At 42.6% G+C, this 20,119-nt stretch carries 17 protein-coding genes; 6 read left to right on the plus strand and 11 right to left on the minus strand.

What is annotated here, in order from left to right; translation table 11 throughout:
- Positions 1-65 precede the first annotated feature (65 nt).
- A complete protein-coding gene (locus tag VFDL14_RS13045; RefSeq protein ID WP_032550920.1) occupies positions 66-686 on the plus strand; it encodes a ceramidase domain-containing protein in 621 nt (206 codons plus the stop codon).
- 4 nt (positions 687-690) lie between these two features.
- Positions 691-1,626, plus strand: coding sequence for a fatty acid desaturase family protein (locus tag VFDL14_RS13040; protein ID WP_032550921.1), 936 nt, complete (start codon positions 691-693; stop codon positions 1,624-1,626).
- Between the two features lie 165 nt (positions 1,627-1,791).
- Here the strand turns inward: VFDL14_RS13040 and VFDL14_RS25100 are convergent, their stop codons facing one another.
- Together VFDL14_RS25100 and VFDL14_RS13035 are read right to left on the minus strand one after the other, a co-directional pair.
- The gene (locus VFDL14_RS25100; RefSeq protein WP_050487404.1) at positions 1,792-3,987 is read right to left on the minus strand and encodes an HD domain-containing phosphohydrolase; all 2,196 of its coding nucleotides are present in this window, start codon (positions 3,985-3,987) and stop codon (positions 1,792-1,794) included.
- A 3-nt stretch (positions 3,988-3,990) separates the two neighbouring features.
- Positions 3,991-4,713 carry a substrate-binding periplasmic protein gene (locus VFDL14_RS13035; protein WP_050487405.1) on the minus strand — a complete coding sequence of 241 codons (723 nt, stop codon included), beginning with the start codon at positions 4,711-4,713 and terminating at the stop codon, positions 3,991-3,993.
- A 621-nt stretch (positions 4,714-5,334) separates the two neighbouring features.
- Between VFDL14_RS13035 and VFDL14_RS13030 the strand changes: the two genes are divergently transcribed.
- Complete coding sequence (locus VFDL14_RS13030) at positions 5,335-6,168, plus strand: NmrA family NAD(P)-binding protein (protein WP_032550922.1); 834 nt, start codon at positions 5,335-5,337, stop codon at positions 6,166-6,168.
- A 114-nt stretch (positions 6,169-6,282) separates the two neighbouring features.
- On the opposite strand, the gene VFDL14_RS13025 is transcribed toward VFDL14_RS13030, so the two are convergent.
- Complete coding sequence (locus VFDL14_RS13025; protein ID WP_050487407.1) at positions 6,283-7,266, minus strand: AraC family transcriptional regulator; 984 nt, start codon at positions 7,264-7,266, stop codon at positions 6,283-6,285.
- 139 nt (positions 7,267-7,405) lie between these two features.
- Here VFDL14_RS13025 and VFDL14_RS13020 point away from each other — a divergent pair, with 139 nt between their 5' ends.
- Complete coding sequence (locus tag VFDL14_RS13020) at positions 7,406-7,927, plus strand: flavodoxin domain-containing protein (protein ID WP_032550924.1); 522 nt, start codon at positions 7,406-7,408, stop codon at positions 7,925-7,927.
- 95 nt (positions 7,928-8,022) lie between these two features.
- Here VFDL14_RS13020 and VFDL14_RS13015 read toward each other — a convergent pair whose 3' ends face one another.
- The 3 genes from VFDL14_RS13015 to VFDL14_RS13005 form a co-directional block, all read right to left on the minus strand.
- On the minus strand, positions 8,023-9,402 hold the full coding sequence (locus VFDL14_RS13015; protein WP_032550925.1) for a nucleobase:cation symporter-2 family protein: 1,380 nt from the start codon (positions 9,400-9,402) through the stop codon (positions 8,023-8,025).
- 161 nt (positions 9,403-9,563) lie between these two features.
- On the minus strand, positions 9,564-10,496 hold the full coding sequence (locus tag VFDL14_RS13010; protein WP_032550926.1) for a DMT family transporter: 933 nt from the start codon (positions 10,494-10,496) through the stop codon (positions 9,564-9,566).
- A gap of 97 nt (positions 10,497-10,593) precedes the next feature.
- Positions 10,594-11,307: a helix-turn-helix domain-containing protein gene (locus VFDL14_RS13005; RefSeq protein WP_032550927.1), complete on the minus strand. Its 714-nt coding sequence runs from the start codon at positions 11,305-11,307 to the stop codon at positions 10,594-10,596.
- A gap of 509 nt (positions 11,308-11,816) precedes the next feature.
- On the opposite strand from VFDL14_RS13005, the gene VFDL14_RS13000 reads away from it, so the two are divergent.
- Together VFDL14_RS13000 and VFDL14_RS12995 are read left to right on the plus strand one after the other, a co-directional pair.
- Complete coding sequence (locus tag VFDL14_RS13000) at positions 11,817-12,857, plus strand: alpha/beta hydrolase (RefSeq protein WP_032550928.1); 1,041 nt, start codon at positions 11,817-11,819, stop codon at positions 12,855-12,857.
- Between the two features lie 208 nt (positions 12,858-13,065).
- Entirely contained in the window at positions 13,066-14,880 is a 1,815-nt protein-coding gene (locus tag VFDL14_RS12995) for a mechanosensitive ion channel family protein (RefSeq protein WP_235201694.1), read from the plus strand.
- Positions 14,881-15,048: 168 nt separating this feature from the next.
- Here the strand turns inward: VFDL14_RS12995 and VFDL14_RS12990 are convergent, their stop codons facing one another.
- The 5 genes from VFDL14_RS12990 to VFDL14_RS12970 all read right to left on the minus strand — a co-directional run bounded on the left by VFDL14_RS12990 (position 15,049) and on the right by VFDL14_RS12970 (position 20,091).
- Entirely contained in the window at positions 15,049-15,981 is a 933-nt protein-coding gene (locus tag VFDL14_RS12990) for a LysR family transcriptional regulator (RefSeq protein ID WP_032550929.1), read from the minus strand.
- 345 nt (positions 15,982-16,326) lie between these two features.
- Entirely contained in the window at positions 16,327-17,028 is a 702-nt protein-coding gene (locus tag VFDL14_RS12985; protein ID WP_032550999.1) for a hypothetical protein, read from the minus strand.
- A gap of 75 nt (positions 17,029-17,103) precedes the next feature.
- Entirely contained in the window at positions 17,104-17,781 is a 678-nt protein-coding gene (locus VFDL14_RS12980; protein WP_032550930.1) for a hypothetical protein, read from the minus strand.
- 216 nt (positions 17,782-17,997) lie between these two features.
- Positions 17,998-19,389, minus strand: a complete 1,392-nt coding sequence (locus VFDL14_RS12975) for a magnesium transporter (protein WP_032550931.1) — start codon at positions 19,387-19,389, stop codon at positions 17,998-18,000.
- A gap of 45 nt (positions 19,390-19,434) precedes the next feature.
- The gene (locus VFDL14_RS12970) at positions 19,435-20,091 is read right to left on the minus strand and encodes a DedA family protein (RefSeq protein WP_032550932.1); all 657 of its coding nucleotides are present in this window, start codon (positions 20,089-20,091) and stop codon (positions 19,435-19,437) included.
- Positions 20,092-20,119 lie beyond the last annotated feature (28 nt).

Here is a 20,119-nt window from a genome sequence, read left to right on the forward strand (position 1 = left end):
GTTCCATAGTAATTCTAGACCAATACTTATTGAGTCTCGTTAAGCACACAACATAGGAGGCAATCATGGGTAATATTGATCTATATTGCGAAAGGCTTGATTCGAGTTTGTTATCCGAACCTATTAACGTCATAACTAATAGCGCTTTTATTGCCGCTGGATTGATACTTTCATGGAAAGCCAAACAAGCTAGCTGGGAGGTGAAAATTCTAGTGCTATTTGTCTTTCTGATTGGAATTGGAAGTCTACTTTTTCACACATTTGCCACCGCATGGGCTAGGGTACTTGATGTGGTTCCAATTATAATATTTCAATTACTTTTCATTTGGACTTATCTAAGGGAAATAGTTAAATGCTCTGTGTTAAGTGCTAGTGTTTTTGTTGTTGTTTTTTGTTGTCTGGTTCTGTTTTTAAGGTTTTTTCCACAACCTTGGAATGGTTCATTAACTTACTTTCCTGCCATTGTTCTTCTTTTAGGATTTAGTTATTTCCATTACATAAATCATCTGCCTGGAGCTGGTGTTCTGCTTCTCGCAAGTGTGATATTTGCTACATCATTAATTTTCCGAAGTATCGATAACGATATTTGCTCTTATTTAGAGGTTGGTACACATTTTCTATGGCATTTACTTAACGGCGTAGTTTTGTACTTGTGTGTCAGCAGTCTGCTAATGAAAGAAGGGTAGAACAATGACTTTGTATAAAGAACTACATAATCAGTTGGTACAAGCCAACTGCTTCAAAAGACCTAAACTGCCTTTTCTCATTGAAATTTTAGTTGCCTTGGCTGCCTTTACAGCAAGCTATACACATATGCTGTCTTCATCATCAATTATGATTACGACTTTTTGTTTAATTGGAATATCAGTTTCTTGGGTACGTGCTGGGTTTATTGCACATGAAGCCTATCACAATAATATCTTTTCAGATCCGACTATAAATAAGATTTCTGGGCATACGTTTCTTACTTTGCTTTCTGGAGTGAGTTATTCCCACTTTTGTGCGATACATAAACGTCATCATGCGAAGCCAGAAGGTAGTATAGCCTACAGGCCGTTGGGAGGAACTTTATCATTACAAAGCAGATTAGGGCCCGTAGTTAAGAAAGGATATCAAGCTAGGTCGTTGTGGTTCCTATCCACCTTAAGAGCGTTTGGACTACACATTGATAGCCTGATTTATTTGTGGGCTAATAAAGAAACAGCTAGATTCGATATAGCTATGTTGGCTGGACACTATTTTATTTGGCTTATTGTGCCCTCATTCGCACTTGGATTCCCAATTGCACTGTTGAACTACCTGTTCATTAATATGCTTGCAGGGCTTTATGTTGGGCCACTGTTGCTACTTAGTCACACGGGACTGAATGCTGAAAAGGCAAGTCACAATCAATTTCAAAAATTGTTAGTGACGACAAGAAATATAGATAATAACTGGATCTCAGAAATAGTGTTGAAAGGCACCAGGGAACATGTGGAGCATCACTTATTCCCCGCTGTTCCTTACAGCAATTTGAGGGTGGCGAAAACAGTAATCGAGTCATTTTGTCAGAAGTACGACTTACAATATAACGAACAAACCCTAAGGAAGGCTTTGCATGAGATTTCTATAGAAGCACGAATGTAGTAGATGAGTTACTTTGACCAATCTATAAGAGGATTTGTAATACCTCAGTTTCTCCGTTGAATGGTAACTTAGAGAACGCTGTAACTCATTTATGTTCAAAAATAAGTTACCAGCCCCCTAAAAAAGGCGAGTACTAAACAAGTACTCGCTCTTTTTCTTACACAGCTAAGAAGCTTTTTTCTCTAATGTTTCGTCACTGTATGTTTTCATAATATATTTGAACTCCGTGAGTGACTCGGTAAACACTTTCACCAGTTTTGGGTCAAAATGCTGACCAGACTCACTTAAGATCAGATTAACCGCGTCCTCAAAAGCCCACGCCTTTTTGTACGGCCTCGAACTGGTTAGCGCATCGAATACATCGGCAATCGCCACAATTCTGGCAGACAGAGGAATATTTTCTCCAGAAATGCCTTCAGGGTAGCCGGTGCCATCCCACTTCTCATGGTGATAAAACGCGATCTCTCTTGCCGTATTAAGCAAAGTTGAATCAGCATGTTGGCCAATGATATCAGCACCAAACTTAGGGTGTTTCTTCATTACCTCCCACTCTTCAGGGTCAAGCTTGCCCGGCTTTTGAAGAATGTTATCGGGTACACCAATTTTGCCGATGTCGTGCATTGGTGCCGCGTCACACAGTAGTTCAATCCAATCCGATGACATTTTTAAATTACGCGCCAACACTTCGGTGTAGCGACTCATGCGGAAGATATGAAGTGCGGTTTCGTTGTCTTTAAACTCCGCGGCATGGCCTAAACGGTTGATGATTTCACGACGAGAATCTTTCAACCTTTGGTTGGTTAAGCTCCCAGCATACAGTGTAAACAACAGGCATGGTACGGTGAAAAGAACCATGATAAATACGACGAATAGTACACTTTTCCTGAACAGGTAATAATCATTGAGAATCTCATCGACATCCATTTTTGCAACTAAAGCGACATTCAGCTTATCGTTCCAGTTGAGCATTGCGTAAGTTGGAACACCACGATAATCGATTACTTTATGAATCCCCGTTAAGTTGTTAGCAAGCCCATGAACTTTTAGTTTATGCAGCATCTCTTGAATGAAAATACGTTCATGCTCAATGCGACTAGGATTCAGAGCAAACCTAGGTTTCGATAGCATCTGACCATCGCCATCAAAAACTAATACTTCACCACTGCTTGAGAAATCATGCATGCTCAAATCATTGTATGAGATCTCTTGTTCGTCGATTTCTATCATCGCGACTGCAATCACTGTATCAGTCACGGAGTCAAAAACTGGGGTACTAAAAATCAAGCGGTAATCCGTATTACCCGTTGATGAGTCATAGGAAACTTGAATAGGGATGAGCTCTGATTCTCCAAGTAATGGTTTAGCGAGCTTATGTGGTGCAGCAGCAAGAATGTCATTCAAGTCTAACGCTTGGCCTTGAGAGTAAATAACAGAAAGGTCGGGTGCCACAATTAACTTGCTCCCATTTAAACTGAACTCTCTATAGTTAGCCCATACTTCCGCCATTTTGTTTCGGTAGTAGTTTACGGCGACGTCATCCTCAACAAGTACCGCATTAGATAGCTCATGTAAGTTGCGTTGAAACTCTGGTTTATTAAAAATATGACGGAATGTTTTTTCTCGAATCATATGTAGATTCGCAAGACTTCTGTCGAGTGAGCGTAAATATTGATGAAATGAATCTGTGGATCTTTGCAAGATGTTGGATCTGTTGTGTTCTAAGATCAACCAACTACCTGCAATGCTGATTAGTATAAATGCTGAAATCGCACAAAAAATCAGTCTCGCAAACTTCTGTGTCCCGAACGTGAGGTAGGCATTCCCACCCAAATTTTTCGACAATAATCGAAAAAGGATAGCTGTCAACGCAAAGAACACCGAAAAGGCGATAACTAAAGTGATCAAGTTATTGGAGAGCGCATCGAGCCGGCTAATTTCTTCAGCGGACAAAAACCGAATTTCACTTAATCCAATTGGCACACCATTATGATAGATCGTCGCTTTCGCCATTTGGTATTGATTAAAGCCGTCAGGAAAATCGCCGTGGATGAAGCTTTCTGAGTCATTCCGATAGATGGAGGCGATCACTTCTTGCGTTGCATAATCAATGATTCTGACAGCCTTTAGACGACGGTTTGTTTTTAACATAACCAAAAGCGTTTGATCGAGTTGTGCTTCGTTCAAGTTATAGAGGTGCATTGATGTAAGCTGTGATAACTCAATTGCCATTTGCCCTGCATCTGTTGCTTCTGATAACTGACCTTTCACTACATCCTTAATCTCCTCACTAATTGAAGCGAAGCTAAGCGATGAAAAGATTATCGCGCATAACAGAGCGCAAGATGCGATAAGTCGATTCATGGCCTAATCTCCAGCAGTATAAGAGTGGATGATTGCGTGCAGTTTTCCGCTTTGTTTCATTTCTCGAATCGCTTCGTTGATCGGCTCTAGTAGAGGCGTGTGCTTTTTACTAAGGCGAATAGATAACGAGTATGTTGCTACAGGTTCGGTATATTTCAGTCGGCCAAAAGAAGAATCGTTGTGAATAACATCAACTGGAAATATTGCCCAATCACACCGTTGTAGCTTGATTAGGTCAATAATCTGCTCTTCTGTGGTAAGGGCATACTCTTTAGATTTTGTCTCTTGAACACTGTTAAACCCGAGTACTGTGCAAGATTTATGTTGCATTAACTCTTCATGGCTTGGAGGTGCTGGAAATTTGCTGGGGTTATACACAAGCACTTCGGGTGACTTAAATAGTGAGTCGGAATAAACGGTAGATTCAGTCTCTCCTTGGTTGGTTCTCCATTGAGGGTCAATACCGGGTTCGACATCCAACAATCCAATTTTCATGTACGCTCGGATTCGCTTTTGTGGCAAAAATTTATAGTTAAAGGTGATGCCCGCCTGCTTCCCGATTTCATCCAAAATATCAATGTACATACCTGATACCGATGTATGGTGAGTTGGCCTTACAAAATATGGCGGTCTATCTGCATCCACCAAACCGACGTCTAATGTCGTTGCATGCGTCGCATATGAAATCAGTAACCCTGACACTATGGCTAGTTGTATCTTCATCATTGTTATCTCTTTGCAGTAAGCACCCAACATAGGAGCAACCGCTACTGCTTAAAACATTGGAACTAAAATCTGCGCAATAATAAAGGACGGCTGCCGTAAAGTTCTAGTGTTTATGTCGATTTTTGAGTAATCAACTTGGTTTAGTGTTGAAGTGACTCATTACTGAGAACACAATTGCCTAAAAAGCAGCTCGCTATCTCTAGCTCAATTTGACTATTAATATTCATGAAAATGGCTGATTTTTGATGGTTATACCTTGGGTTGTTGTATGGGCAGGTAGCAATAATGAGGATTGTGAATGTGGTGGCGGGTAGAGAAAATATGGATTTATTAATCTTCCAGTTTTATTTTTCTTGGTAAATAAGGGATGGTTGATTTTAATTTTTTGAAGCCTCGGCATAAACGATTTGCAGATGACAAACGTCATATGTGGTTGAAAAGAACGATTGCAGCTTGGGTATCCAAATAATTTGCTTTTTGTCATCACGCGTTGTCGAATCTAACAGGCACACTCGAACTTTCTATCAATAAATCCGGATTCTACATCATTCAGTCATTGGTTTTCCTAGGCCATCATAGTGCTGCATTCAAGCGGTAACCGATATTTATAGGAGAACGATTATGTCAGACGCTACCCCAACAAGACCTATTGTCATTATTGGCAAAAATGCCAAAACCGGTGTTCGAGTTAACAAACGTCTCTGCGAACTTGGTATTGAAACTCGCCAAGTTTCTCGCAGCGCGGCGACCTATTTTGACTGGGAGGCGCGAAGCTCATGGCCGACTGCACTGAAGGGAGCACGCTCAGCTTATGTTACCTATCAACCTGACTTGGCAGTGCCTAACGCTGAAGGAGACATCAGTGCATTCGTGGAGGTTGCCAAAGCGCAAGGTGTAGAGCACATCGTATTGCTGTCCGGGCGTGGCGAAGAGGGCGCAGAAAAAGCAGAACGTATACTTATCGATAGTGGTTTAGATTGGAACATTGTTAGAGCGTCGTGGTTCGCGCAAAACTTTAGTGAGAGCTTTATGGCTCAGGGTATTTTAGAAGGCGAACTTGTGCTACCTGCAGGCGGCACCCCAGAGCCATTTATTGACACTGATGATATTGCAGAAGTTGCAGTGGCGGCATTGGTTGATCCAAGTAAACGTAATCGCCTCTATGAAGTGACAGGCCCGGAGTTGATGACGTTTCAAGATTGTGTTGATGAGATTTCAAAACAACTCGGGAAGGAGATCAAGTTTACCTCTGTGAGCATCGAAGCGTATTTAGATATTCTTAAGAGCCAGAACTTACCAGAAGATTATCAATGGTTACTGAATGAGTTGTTCACGGTAGTTTTCGATGGACGTAATTCAAATCTTACTCATGGCGTTGAAGAAGCGACGGGACGTAAGCCGACTAAGTTCGCAGACTATGTATCTAAAACGATCGCCGCTGGTTACTGGGATTAGCTGTGGGCTATTGGACTTAATTGTCGTTTATTGGGTTTAGCTGCTTTGATCGAGAGTAAAAAGTGAAACATGAAGAACAGCCTGAATGTTTATTCGGGCTGTTTTCGTAAATGCCTAGGGTTTTGGGGCTAGGCTATTCTTTTTAGTGGTCGATGGAGATTCACCGTATTTGTTCTTATAGGCTCGGCTGAATGCGGCCTCTGATTGATAGCCGACGTCGAGAGCGATATTAAGAATATGAGCCTTACCATATAGAAGCTTCTCTCTGGCGAGAGATAATCGCCAATCGGTGATGTATTTCTTGGGCGTTTCCCCTACAGTTCTCTTGAAGTACTCAATGAAGCTGGTACGAGACATCCCTGAAATATCAGCCAGTGTTTCAATATCGATATTGGCAGCACTGTCGCTGTGGATTCGTTTCATCGCGCGAGATAAGCGTTTGTCGGTATGCGCCATTATCCAACCTTGATTATCGTCAGATACTTGGTCTATCCAGGTTCGAATACACTGTAGAATCAGCACGTCGGCCAATTTAGATACCACTAATTCCGAGCCATATTCTTCATTTTTCGTTTCTCTATGTATGGCTTGAACGACACTCTTAATTGTGTCGTGAGCCTGTGATAGTGAGTCAATTAATACGAATTCAGGCATAGATGTAATGACTGAAGTCGTGACCTCGTTTTCAAACAAAACTGTGCCACATAGAGTTGTTGTCGCGTCGCCAGTCCCTTTGGTGGTTAGCCGCTCATAGTGCTCCGTGATTTCTTCTATGTCATTCTCAAATAAATCGGTGGCAGCTGACTTATTTATATCGACGATGTCATGTCCAGTCCCACGTGGAAGCAAAATAAAATCGCCGGCATTCAGCTTAATCTGTGTTCCATCGACAACAACAATCGCTTCGCCTTCAAGGATTAAGTGAAACATGGTGCTCGATGGAATGGATGGCATTTTGATGCCCCACGGTTGCTTCATCGTTGAGTGAGTGTAAAACACGCTACTCATTTTCAGTTCACTTAAGGGGGAGCTAGCACCACTCTTCTTTCGTTTCTTCGTATCAAACTTTGATAATGCTAGCCTGGCTTTGTCTTCCATAAATGTATTTCCTGCAAATCTTCGACGATTTCCTGTCAATCAAATCATCGCTCAATTGGGTGTAATAAACAAACTAGACAAGCATTGCTCATGGGCAGTTTGTTTGGATTGTGCTTTTCGCAAAATATGGGAGGTTTACATGGCTCGAAAAAGAGTATTGATTGTGTACGGTTCGGGTTTTGGTTCGACAGCAGAAATTGCATATGCTATCGCTCAAGAGTTACAAGAATTGGATATAACAACGGAAGTGTTGCCCGTAGAGGTTGCAAGAGCCCCCTATGCTGATGAAGCAGTTATTATTGGCGCTCCAATCCGCTATGACAGATGGCTAATTGAAGTCCGAGATTATGTCCGAACGTATCAAAATGAACTGTCATCGACATCTGTGGCATATTTCTATACCTGTTTGGCGCTTGCAAAACAGCCATCGAATTCATTCAATTCGCCACAGGTTTATGATCAAACATTGATTAAGATGAATCGTAATGTTGAGCCCATCATGGTCGCTGGTTTTTCAGGTACATTGCAACCAAAACTGATGCCTTGGTATTCCCGATACCCACTTAAGCTAATTGCAATAGTCAAAGGGGTAGAGGATGGAGATTATCGTAATTGGGATATGATTAGGCGTTGGTCTCGCCAAGTTTCGAAGGTTTTATGATTGAAGCTAGGCGACGTCTCGATTGTTGAAATACTTCGGTTAGCTGAGCTTGGTCAACTAACCGAAGTATGCTCATATCACTATTGATGCTTGTACTAAGCTTCACTCGCTTGCGTATTACTTGGTAAAGGTTTTTCGCTTTTCTCAGGGATGATCGCCATTAACCCAGTAATGATTAACGCAGCGATACCCGACATAGTAACCGGAGAGCCGAAGATACTTTGAACTAACTTAGGCGCTTCTTTTAGCAAATCAGGCACGAGCATAACGCCAAGGCCTAAGCCAAAAGAGATGGCGATAGTCATAATACGGCGGCGATCTAACTCCTCATTAGCAATGATCTTGATACCTGCTGCAGCGACAGTGCCGAACATGACCAGAGTCGCGCCACCCAATACTGGTTTTGGAATGGTCATTAATACTGCTCCCAACACTGGAAACATCCCCAATAGGAACAGAATGCCCGCGATAAAGTAACCAATGTATCGACTCGCGATACCAGTAAAGTGAATCACACCGTTATTCTGGCTGAACGTAGTATTTGGGAAGGTGTTGAATACGGCAGCAATGAGCGAGTTAACGCCATCACCTAGTACGCCAGCCTTAAGACGTTTGATGTATTTAGGTCCTTGGATAGGTTGGCCTGAGAACATACTGTTTGCCGTCAAATCGCCTGTCGACTCAATGGCCGTGATTAGGTAAATGAAGGCGATTGGTAAGAACGCTTGCCAGTCGAAAGCAAAACCGTATTTGAATGGTACAGGAATGCTCAACAACGGCTGCGAAGCGAAGTCAGGCATAGATGCTTTACCCATGGTAATCGCTATTGCCCACCCAATGCTTAAACCTATCAAGATCGACGACAGCCTTACCATGATGTTCTGACTAAGGTTTAAAGCGACGATGATTCCAAGAACGATTGCGCCAAGCATGAGGTTACTTGGAGCACCAAAGTCTTCTGCACCGAACCCACCTGCGATATCGGTGACTCCAACCTTAATTAAAGAGATACCTATGGTAGTAATAACAATACCAGTCACGACCGGTGTGATGACGACTTTTAGCTTATCGATAAAGCGAGAAAGCAGAATTTCAATAAAGGCACCAAAAAAGCAGACACCAAAAATAGTCGCTAGCATTTCATCTGGACCGCCACCATTGGCTTTAACGAGAAAACCAGCGCCCAAGACAGATCCTAAGAAGGCGAAACTAGTACCTTGTACACAGATCATCCCTGCTCCAACAGGGCCAACTCGCTTCGCCTGAATAAAGGTACCAACACCAGAAACCATCAAGGCCATACTGATTAGATAGGGGATATGTTCCCCCAAGCCAAGTACACCACCAATGATAAGAGTGGGTGTGATAATGCCGACAAAGCTAGCCAGAACATGTTGAAGCGCCGCATAACTTGCGGCTTTGACTGATGGGCGATCATCCAGTCCGTAGATCAATTCACTGTTACGTTGTTCCATGTGATTTCCTTAATGTATTTATTATTGTATACAATCCTTAATCTACATAGTGAGCAATATACGTACCAATGATGGAGTGCCCATTTAATGGGGAATCAGATATAAAACCATGATTGTGTTGCACTAAAAGTTGCCAATTTTGTTCAGTGTTGGTGCAATCGTTAGGATTCGAGCAGTTTGTTTTCGGATTGCTCGTTCTGTGTTGACTGAAAAAACAAGCAAACCATTATTAATGCAATTCCAAAACAACCCATGGCAGGAATGTGCTCTTCGAGTATTAAGACAGCGATGACTGCAGCAACAACAGGCTCGAAAAGCGTTAGGATATTGGCAGTGCTCGCATTGATGTGTCTTAATCCCACCCCAAACATGATGTAACCAACGCCCATTGGAATCACAGCCATATAAATGAGCACCAAGCTATTGGTTTGAGATGCAAATAGGTTGTCTCCTGATGCCAGCAGGGTGGGTAGAAGTAAACATGCTCCCAGCCCAAAGATGGCACCCATAGCGGCCTGTGACTGAACTCCTTTATTAATAAGCTCTTTCGCCATTATGGAATACGTGGCGTAACTGAGGCCTGCGACGAGTCCTAGTAAGATTCCCCAAAGTTTAAGCTGCGGTTCAGAGTGACTGTGAGTGGTCTCAGCATTGACGAGAAGTACAATGCCAATAATCCCGAGGATTAAGCTAAAAAGTTTACGAATATTTGCATTCTTACTTGTGCTAAATAGACACTCGAAAAGAAGAGTGAACAGTGGGGCAGAAGCTATAGAAACTACGGTGCCAGTCGCAACACCCGCCATTCTCATTGAAGTATAAAAAGCCATTGGATAGATCATTAATGCAAGCGCGCCAATCACTACCTCTTTTCTGTGGCGCTTTAGTAATGAAGCATCTTTTTTCAAGGCAGTATTTGCTAACAGGGCCTGTATCATACCGCCTACGCCCATAGAAAAAGCACCAATAGCCAATGGGCTTACCTCGGGAACTAACGTAGCCGCTGCTCCTGTCGTTCCCCAGAGGATTGAAGCCAGTAATATAAAAATAGACCCATGCTGGTGGGGGGCTAACCGAAAGCGTGCTGTAATCATTTCTTTATCCGAACATCCATTTGATGCTGAAAGGATAAGCGATGAATAAAGGAGTGACTTTGCTGAAAAGACGAAATTGTATTTTAAAAAGACGTTTTTAATTGCGTGTGAATTGGCGTGGGGGTAGGCCGAAATGAAGAGAGAAGCGTCGGCTAAAAGCGGAAAGATCGTTATAGCCGACTTTTTCAGCAACAATCTGAACGGGTAAATCGGTATGGGTAAGAAGCGCTTTGGCTTTTTCCATCCTATGGTGAGTAATGTATTGTTGGACGCTCATACCGAGGTTGGTTTTGAAAAGTACTTTAAATTGAGTCGAGCTTAGACAAGCCACTTTTGATAGTTCAGCAATCGAGAGTGGGTTCGCTAAATTGTCAAAAATCTCACTCTGTGCAGCACGTATCCGAGGATCAATTTTTGAAGTTATCGGCTGCTGGGTGAGTAGCATAGTAAAGACATCGAGAATCGAAGACTCTATCGCTTTATCCACTTGGTGTTGTAACTGTTTTTCTACAAAATAGATAAAGCTCAGTAGTGGTGTGGTGGTAGAAAACACGTGCACATCACTCTCGAGAAGATGATCTGGAAGCGTTGGCATGTCAGCAACAATAAATCGAGCGGCTTCATCCGCTTGAAAACCATGGGTAGCGCCTGCAGGAATCACAACACACTCACCCACAGTCACCTTTCCAGAGAAGTTATCCATCTGAATATTGATGTTGCCTTGAACTGGAAGCACAAGCTGGTGGTAATCATCATGCGAGTGACTGTTTAGCTTCTTTGTGTAGGCTCGGATACTGAGAGTTGGAATCATGATTTTATCAGTTTGGTTCGCAATGCTCTCAGTATACGTCGAGAGGTGACTTTAGTCTCTCTTCCACAAGCTTTAACCTTTTTGCTTCCAGCCATAAACCACCTACTTCAGTAGGTGGTGATCATTCAGCAGGGCTTTGCCTGTAGTTCTACTCATGTTAAATGCTCCATTGATTTCTATAGAGCTGATATGTACTTGGGTTGAGATCATTTCGTCCTTCTTGTAACGCCATAAAGCTAGCTATTTAACCTGATAACTAATAAGAAAAAGAAGGCTAAGTAACTTATAAATATCATGCTTACAGGTATATATTTCATTATCAATCCTCATGTCAGTGAGGTGATTATGGGTAGTGTTGTGAATATGGAATAGGGATTAGAGAAATTCATTATTGCTACTTGGTTTCAATCAAAATTGAATTCCTCTAATTCATAGTGCCATTGAGTTCGGTTGTGAATAATAGCCTCAGTTCGCCAACCACGGCTTTTAGATTCATTACCGGAGTTACTATGAAAACCAAATCACTACGCACTGTTATCCCTGCATTACTACTTAGCTTATCGAGCACAACGGCCTTTTCTGCAATGGAACTTCAAGAACGAACCGTTCCGACCCCAGCAGGGATATCGACAGAGTTTGCTCAGTTATTTGAGCATAGAGTTATTCCACCAGCACCTCCTGTTCCGAATAACACAGCAGAGTGGTTGGCGTTACAAGCCCAATTTGATGCACCAGGCATAAAAATGGCTCAACAAGGCCTAGAACGTTTGGACGTTACTTATGAAGCTAAACAATTTGCCGGAGTTGATACGTTCTTTGTTACGCCCAAAAACATCGCGCCTGAATATAAAGATAAGTGGCTAGTACATATCCATGGTGGTGCGTTTGTTTTCGGTGGGGGCGAATCAGCGCTACGAGAAGCTATTTGGGTTGCCGATGGGCTTGGTGCTCAGGTGATCTCTATTGATTATCGTCAACCGCCGTTGCACCCATTTCCTGCGGCAATTGATGATGCCGTCGCCGTATGGAAAGAGCTAATCAAAACACAATCTCCGGAGTCGACAGCGATTTTTGGCACATCTGCAGGTGGTAACTTAACCTTGGCAACGACACTCAAGCTTCAGGAACTAGACCTGCCTGCGCCTGGCGCACTGTTTGTTGGGACTCCTGCCGTCGATCTAAAAGAGACATCGGATTCATGGCTGACGTTGCAAGGCTTAGATCCTCTAGGCCAGCGAGAAGGGGTCATAAAGGGAACCTTCGATGTGTATGCGGGTGGAGAGGCACTTGATAACCCGCTGATTTCTCCTATCTATGCTGACATTGATGAATTCCCACCAACGATGTTCATTTCAGGAACGCGAGATCTCTTGCTAAGTGATACGGTTCGTATGCATCGACTGTTACGCAGTGCAGATGTGGAAACTGACCTACATATATATGATGGTCAATCTCATGGAGATTATTTGAATGGTATCTTGTTCGACATGCCTGAATCTCAAGACGCAATTAATGAGTTAGGCCAGTTCTTTAACAAGCATATCAACTAGTTTATTTCAGAAAGCTGACATTGAATCACATGGATGTGAATATCTATTTGGAGGATATAATGACAACGTTATTCACTTCACTTTTAAGATGTATATCTACGTTACTACAAGCTAACCATCATTATACTCAACACCAATCTGTCGTGGACCATTCTTATTCACTAACCCCTATGTTTGTATTGAAACAAAGTAATGATGGGAGATCGTTGTGATAAGACGTTTTTATTCGATGTTAGTAGCCGTTTTTCTTGCTATACCCTTCTATCTAGCCATACCTAGTGCGCTAGCCATGCCCAGTATTGCTTTAGAGCTCGCTGATACATCTAGCCCCAAACATACTCTTTCGAGTTTCATCAGGGATTCGAGTGTGGTTATCGAGCATTGGCAAAATGAAACACTGCATCTTAAAGAGGCGCAGCATGCTTATTCACAAGTGATCAGAACCATGGACCTGTCTATGATTCCGAATCGTAGCCGAACCGTTGTTGTGATGGAGAAAATAATTCTTCTTCGTGAGTTGCTAGATCGAATTGAGCAAAGTACTCATCAGTTGGTCCCAAATCTCGAGCAAATAAGGGGAGAGGAGATTGATCACTGGCGTTTAGGCAACACTGAGATCGTATTGTCTCGCCAAACTCTAGGCGATCGAACCGATCAGTTCTTATTCAGCTCTAATACCATTCAAAGCCTTTCTCGGTGGTATAGAACGATGTCAGTCCTTCCGTACTATGCCGAAGTACGTCCAGACTATTATCAGGAATTTCTGATTAGCCCTGGGCCTATGTTCTCAAAGCAATTTGTACTTTCTTTACCTTCATCTTTTAATCAACTTTATGGACCGCTTCCTTTATGGCAATGGCTTGCGCTCACTGGTGTTTTGTCACTATGTAAGATTATGATAAAAATAAGCTTTTTACTTGGTGAGCGTTGGAATCGTCGTTGGGAAGAAAAAGGTTTGAAATGGCGGGCTGGTCGACTCTTGTCCCTAGTAGGCGTAGTGAACTTGCTGTTTTTAGCAAGGTGGGTGATAGATGATGGGATATGGATTACCGGTGGTGTTTATCAGCTGTTCACCACCTTATTCCTGCTCGCTCAGTTCTTCTTCGTTTCCTGGCTTATTATGGCCATTTTCAATTATTTCGCTGATATTTATGTGTTCAAAAAGCACAATGGAAAGCACGTAGATTCGTCACTGATTACCGTATTAGCACGTATTTTTGGCGGATTAACGATCGCGATTCTTGGTATTTACGTCATCGAATTTATGGGGTTCTCAATCTCGCCAATATTGGCTGGTTTGGGTGTGGGTGGCTTAGCAGTTGCACTGGCTATTCGACCTATACTTGAGAACGTAATTAACGGATTAACCCTTTATGCTGACGGGGGAGTAAAGATTGGTGAGTTTTGTCGCTATGGGGATAAACTCGGAACTATTGAGAGTATTGGTTTGCGTTCGACTCGAGTACGGACGTTAGAGCGCTCTTTAATTACCATCCCCAACTCAGAATTTGCCAATATGGAAATTGATAATTTGGAGCGGCGTGACAAGCGACGCATGGATCATGTGCTGAGAGTGCGCTCTGAAACCACTCTTGAGCAATTACGCGTCCTGATTGTGAACCTGCGTCGGTTGTTGCTACAACATCCAATGATAGAAGAAGAACCGGTTCGGGTTAGGTTGATGGGAGTAGGGGAATACTCCATCAATATTAGTCTGATGGCTTACATCAGCTGCCGTGACCATGAAGAGTTCATGGCTGTCCAAGAGGACATTCTGTTTTCTGTGTTGACACAAGTCGAGAGCATTGGTGCGAAGATCGCTCACTCTACGCAATATCAACTTGTGGATGTCAATGCTAATGACAACGAGGAACAGAAACGAAAAGCCGAACAGGTTGTTGCGCAGTGGCATGCAGAGCAATCGTTCCCATTCCCTGATTTCAATTTTGACTATAAGTACGAAATCAAAAATACCATCATGTATCCTGCGGCGACCTCTGCTGTGCGCCCACCTTCTGCTTAAAGCGGCCTCAAGTTACCACGAACGCTACGTCACCACGAAAACTAAGTAACGTAGTATTCCAAATCACGGCGTCTCTAAGAACACAATGTCCCTAAAGCGACTATAGGTCAATTTGGGGACAAGGATTCTTAGTTTATGGTTTGTAAAAGACCCTAGTCACTCAGTTCGCTATTGGGCGTCAGGTTGAACAACACTATCAAAATAATCCTGCATGGTTTGGTGCAGTAACTGATGAAGTGGAAAACCTCTCTTTGACTGAAGGTAACCGCCCTCTACGCCAATTTGGCGCATTTCTTTTGGTAACTTGGGTAACGGGTAACAGCTTAGCTCAGGATCATTTTCTGTCATATAACTGCTGCCAAAAGAGAAAGCGTCTGAATTTTTAAGCTTACTTCGCAATACTGTGAGGCTATGTGTCGCTAACACAATATTCGCGGTGTAGCCTTTTGATATATAAAGATCTTCGATTGGTGCGCGTTTGGTGTTGATACCATCAACCAAGATTCTTGTGATGGGTAGGTGATGAATATCTTCCCATTCACTGCTTTTACTCAGTACAGGATGGTTTTTGCGTGCAATGAGGCTTAACTTTACTTCGGTGAGCTTATGCTGGTAGATATCTTGAGGCAATGGAATGCCTGAAAGTTGCAACAAGTAATCAACTTGTCCATTTAGCACTTCTGCCAAGCTTTTGTCTTGCCAGTAAACTAATTTAAAGTTTGCTTGTGGAAGAGCTTCATGTAGAACCTTAAAAATCCCTTCTCCATATTGTTCAATTAGAAATATGTTCAAAGCGATGGTGACTTCACCAGTAAACGCTTTTGGGTCAAAGTTGTGGTACGACTCAACCACTTTAATCAAAGGGGAGTACATTTCATCGGCCGCTTCGGCGAGTTTCTCTGCCAGTTCTGAAGGCTCAACACCGTGTGCTTTACGAAGAAAAAGTTGGTCGCCAAAGGTTTCTCTTAACTTTGCCATTCCTCTGCTGACACTGGTTTGTGATATACCCAACCTGTCTGCTGCTGTATGAGTATTACGAGTTTCGACAACCGCTTTAAGTAACTTGAGCAGATTTAGGTCTAAGTCTTGAAGTTCTTTCATGGGTTACCTTTTCGTAATGAAGTTCTAAAGCATCATTTAAGAATAAGGGAAATTGGCTTTTGTTCAATAGCTTAGGAATGATATATGTTAAAGAATGTTTGATACGATTCGCAGGAAAGCGTTACGGGCAGAGATTAGCTTTTAACCCAATGAGTTCTATGCAGTAAGGATAAGCAGAGCAGACCTGGCAACTTTCTTGTTGCTAAAGCCAATTAGGCTTGATGTTAGCCAAAGGCTAAGTTCGAATGCGAATGTGTTGAAATTGGGAAAATATATTGAGGCCATAGAGACACATATAAAGAATGTCGCTAGAACGCTTAATTGCAGTTACGCGTCTAAGTATAATTAAAGTGCGTAAGTGTAGTTAAGACCGATCTTGTTGTCTGAATTGTCATAGATACCATAGTTAATAGAAACATTTTGATTATCTGATACTCGGTAAGAGAAGCTACTTTCCCATTCTAACGCATTGATTTTAAGCGTTTGGTCGCTTAATGATGTCGTATAGATTGGAGCAATCATTATGGACGCTTGATCTGTAATGGTCACCACACTGTATAGCTGCGCCATGGCGATAGGCACTTTCTTATCAAGGTTGTCACTAGAGATGGCGCCGACGCCAATAACCGGAGCGATAATGAGCCGTTCATGCAGTGGCAGGACTTGCATCGCGTTCAACACGAAAGTGTGTGTATCGCTACGGTCATCATATAAATAATCGCCCATTACGCCACTGCCGAAATTGGTGCTCAGTGCCGCGGCTCTTACTCTGTATGTGTCAAAATTGTTCAGAGACTGAGCAAAAAGCAATGCTGCCCAGTTGTCAGTGATTGTTCTAGCGTAACCAAATCCGGTATCAAAGCCTTCGCTGTTATAGCCTAACTGAACGGAGCTGTAGGCTGCAGTTGGGTCAGTGAAATCAACGGGTGCTGTTTCTATGGTCGCTTCAGTAAATTCTTCGACTGCGGATTCAAAGTCGATCGTGTTTTCATCTGCGATTGAATAGGCGCTGAACAAACAGCTCAGCAATAATAGTTTAGTTTTCAAATTAACCAACTTATTTAAATTCTTTAGACTAGTTATTAAAAAGTGAGCTGCCTTATTGTCGGCAGCTCTAGTAATTTAGAATGAATGTTTAAAAGAGAATAATGAGAAATTATTGCCATCATCATATTGGTAACTATATACGAACGCGCTTGTGCTATTTAATTGATAACCAAGTTCTGCCGTGTAATCCCAATCTCTAAGTTTCGATTGATTACCATTCTTTTCTTTTACTTTACCTAAGCTGTAAGTATATTCCGGCGTGAACCCTACCCACATGCTAGGGTTCAGGTTGTAAGTCATATCAAGTGATGCACTGGTGTAGTAAACACTATCGCTCATCTGTTGATGTTTCAGGTTACCAAGCGTTAATTGAGGTATAACAGAAAACTGTTCGTTAACCGTGTTGGCCTTGTAGAGACTGAAGTTATAGTCATTCGCACGTAAATTATCTGATTGGAAGTTTGTGTCATGTTCATACTCAAAAACAAGCCCTAAGCCATCGCTTCTTTGAAAATCAAATCCCAATTCGTGATTGTCAAAGCTGTCGTCACTGCTGTATGAACTGAGCAAACTCCAGTCGTTATTTAATGACTTTGCATATTGAAGGCCAATATCAAAATCATTGCTCCCGTAACCAATATTAAATCCAGAATAATGTTGTTTAGAATCAGAGAAATCAATATTGGTATTTGCGAGTACCAAAGGCGAAGAAATAAGTGATGCAATTAATAGAGATGTTTTCGTTAGTTTCATAAATATAACTCCAAGTTGTGTTTGTTTATGCCGCTATTTTATTTACAGACGGAGAAATAGACTATGAATTACAGCGATTCATATTTGCTGAACGTATATACCCAAGGCATTCTCACTGAACCAAGCATTTTGAGGTTACTTGGGTATCGCCATAAAAAAGCCCCAACCAAAAATGGCTGAGGCTAAAAATTGAGTTGTGCGGCCGAGAAGGTTCAATCACAGTAAGAAAGCGTGCGCTAAATACAAAACAGTGAAGAATGAAATAGCGTCGGTTAAGGTTGTCAGCATTGGGCTTGAGAGCATGGCAGGGTCGAAGTTGAGCCGCTTTAATAGCAAGGGCAATGTCCCGCCAATCACGACGGCAAGTGTGGAAGATAACGTGTAAGCTATGGCGATAACCAATGGCAATCCAGAGTGCTCCCCGCCAAGTGTGAACTGCGTAAGCAGAGCTAAAACGCTACCAATTAGTAACCCATTGACCGCCCCGATTGGAATTTCTTTCGCGACTACATACAGCAGATCTTTGGCTGAGATCTGCCCCATGGATAATTCACGTATCGACACAGCAACAGATTGATTCCCTGCAGCACCAGAAAGGTTAGCGACAAGCGGCAACACTGCGGCTAATACTGCAATTTGTTCGATGATGGGTTCGTAGATGGCAATGATCGAAATCGCAGCGTAACTTAAGGCGACTGAAGGCAGTAAAAAGGCGAGCCGGCGTAGGTTACGTTTAAGTACCGGCATGGTGCGAGACTCATCGCCCCCAAATACGCCGGATTGTTCTAGCATTTGCTGCTTAGAACGTTGGTATAAAGCGTCATTGAGGTGTTTAAAGCCAACGATGCCCATTTGGAAACCTTGTTCATCAACGATGGGAATGACAGGGTGCAAAGTGTTGTCCAGAATACTTTTAATCTCATTTAGATCAGCGTCAGGGCTGATGACGGGCACCGTGTCATCTATGTATTCTTTTAGAAATACACCACGTGGTAACAGCAGTACATCGCGTATCTTCAGCCCGCCTAAATAGCTGCCTTCATTGTCATGCAAGTAAACGTAACGCCATTCTAATCGATCCAAGCTTCGCTCTTCTGCGTTTAATATTGTGCTCAAACTGTCGATCGTAGCGTCTTCTGATAGCTTGAGAACTTCGCTTTTACAAATTCCTCCTGCAGAGTCTTGTGGGTAGATTAAGGCTGCCTTCTCTTCGTCTTTCCATGCTGAAGGTAGGGCTTGCCTGAGCTGTTTCTGTAAGTCACTTGGCAGCTCATTGAGTAGCAGCCTGCGGTCTGCGGAATGCAAATATTGAAATAGCATGATGGTGCTGCTTTCAGAGAGTTGACTGATCAGCCATAGAAGTTCGGGATCAGATAAGTGATCAAGTAAGTTGGCAGCAAGACTTGGGTTTACTTCGCAAAGTAGAGTCCAAGTGACGATACGTTGTTGATCAGAAAGTTTCCTTAATACTGATGGCAGTTCAACAGGTTCAGCCTCTAGAAGCGTTTGATTCAGCCGTTTGGGCTTTCTTAGAGTGAGACACTCCAATATTTTGAGATACAGCTTTTCCGCTCCTTCCGATGAAAAAGGCAGTGTAATTAATGTCATATGTGAGACCTTTGACAGTAAGTGAGAATACGATTGAGGCGATTCTCAGTCGGATGTTTGTGGTTGTTGTTTGTTGGCGGCAAGCCGAACAAACAGGGCGATAAATGCGGTTACCATCAGGATTAAGCTGCCCATCAAGAACCACTTTGTAATCAATTCTTGATATTGAGAGATCAATGGATGTCGCATTACCCACTTTCCGACTAGTAGTAAACTGAAGACCCATGTAATCGAGCTAGTGAAGCTAACAATCAGCGTTCTTATGGCGCTGAGTTGTGCAACGCCCATCAACATCGGGGTCAATACACGAACAAATGGGACAAATCGCGAAACGAACAAGGACAAAAATCCGAATCGGTTTAATAGTTTTTTTGCCTTGGGTAACGATTCATCTGGCAGTGTTTGTTCAGCTTTACGCATGAACTGCGTATTGTGCAGCCAGCGCCCTTGAAGATACGCAATAATACTGCCCAAAAAAGAGGCGCTGGTTAGAAGCATCAGAGCGCTTGAAAAATCAATCGCGCCTAAACCGACCATCCCCCCGACAAAAAGTACTAGGCCGTCACCGGGTAGTGGTAAGAAAACAAAACTCGACTCAAGGAAAAGCACGACACCAAGTAAAAGCAATAGAACGTGCAGTGAATTCAATTCAAGTAAGGCATCAAAGTCTTGCAACCAGATCGCGGAAATAATCTCTTGCATGGAAACTCCAAGTGAGCGTGGGCTCTGG

This window comes from Vibrio fortis, assembly GCF_000695685.1.
In the GTDB taxonomy this organism is placed as follows: domain Bacteria; phylum Pseudomonadota; class Gammaproteobacteria; order Enterobacterales; family Vibrionaceae; genus Vibrio; species Vibrio fortis_A.

Bases quoted from the DNA above. Each gene is read 5' to 3' on its own strand.
- VFDL14_RS13020 (WP_032550924.1), top strand. From the start codon at position 7,406: ATGGCTCGAAAAAGAGTATTGATTGTGTACGGTTCGGGTTTTGGTTCG.
- VFDL14_RS25100 (WP_050487404.1), bottom strand. From the start codon at position 3,987: ATGAATCGACTTATCGCATCTTGCGCTCTGTTATGCGCGATAATCTTT.
- VFDL14_RS12975 (WP_032550931.1), bottom strand. From the start codon at position 19,389: ATGACATTAATTACACTGCCTTTTTCATCGGAAGGAGCGGAAAAGCTG.
- VFDL14_RS13010 (WP_032550926.1), bottom strand. From the start codon at position 10,496: ATGATTACAGCACGCTTTCGGTTAGCCCCCCACCAGCATGGGTCTATT.
- VFDL14_RS12980 (WP_032550930.1), bottom strand. From the start codon at position 17,781: ATGAAACTAACGAAAACATCTCTATTAATTGCATCACTTATTTCTTCG.
- VFDL14_RS12970 (WP_032550932.1), bottom strand. From the start codon at position 20,091: ATGCAAGAGATTATTTCCGCGATCTGGTTGCAAGACTTTGATGCCTTA.
- VFDL14_RS13035 (WP_050487405.1), bottom strand. From the start codon at position 4,713: ATGATGAAGATACAACTAGCCATAGTGTCAGGGTTACTGATTTCATAT.
- VFDL14_RS13005 (WP_032550927.1), bottom strand. From the start codon at position 11,307: ATGATTCCAACTCTCAGTATCCGAGCCTACACAAAGAAGCTAAACAGT.
- VFDL14_RS12990 (WP_032550929.1), bottom strand. From the start codon at position 15,981: ATGAAAGAACTTCAAGACTTAGACCTAAATCTGCTCAAGTTACTTAAA.
- VFDL14_RS13040 (WP_032550921.1), top strand. From the start codon at position 691: ATGACTTTGTATAAAGAACTACATAATCAGTTGGTACAAGCCAACTGC.
- VFDL14_RS13025 (WP_050487407.1), bottom strand. From the start codon at position 7,266: ATGGAAGACAAAGCCAGGCTAGCATTATCAAAGTTTGATACGAAGAAA.
- VFDL14_RS13000 (WP_032550928.1), top strand. From the start codon at position 11,817: ATGAAAACCAAATCACTACGCACTGTTATCCCTGCATTACTACTTAGC.
- VFDL14_RS13045 (WP_032550920.1), top strand. From the start codon at position 66: ATGGGTAATATTGATCTATATTGCGAAAGGCTTGATTCGAGTTTGTTA.
- VFDL14_RS13030 (WP_032550922.1), top strand. From the start codon at position 5,335: ATGTCAGACGCTACCCCAACAAGACCTATTGTCATTATTGGCAAAAAT.
- VFDL14_RS13015 (WP_032550925.1), bottom strand. From the start codon at position 9,402: ATGGAACAACGTAACAGTGAATTGATCTACGGACTGGATGATCGCCCA.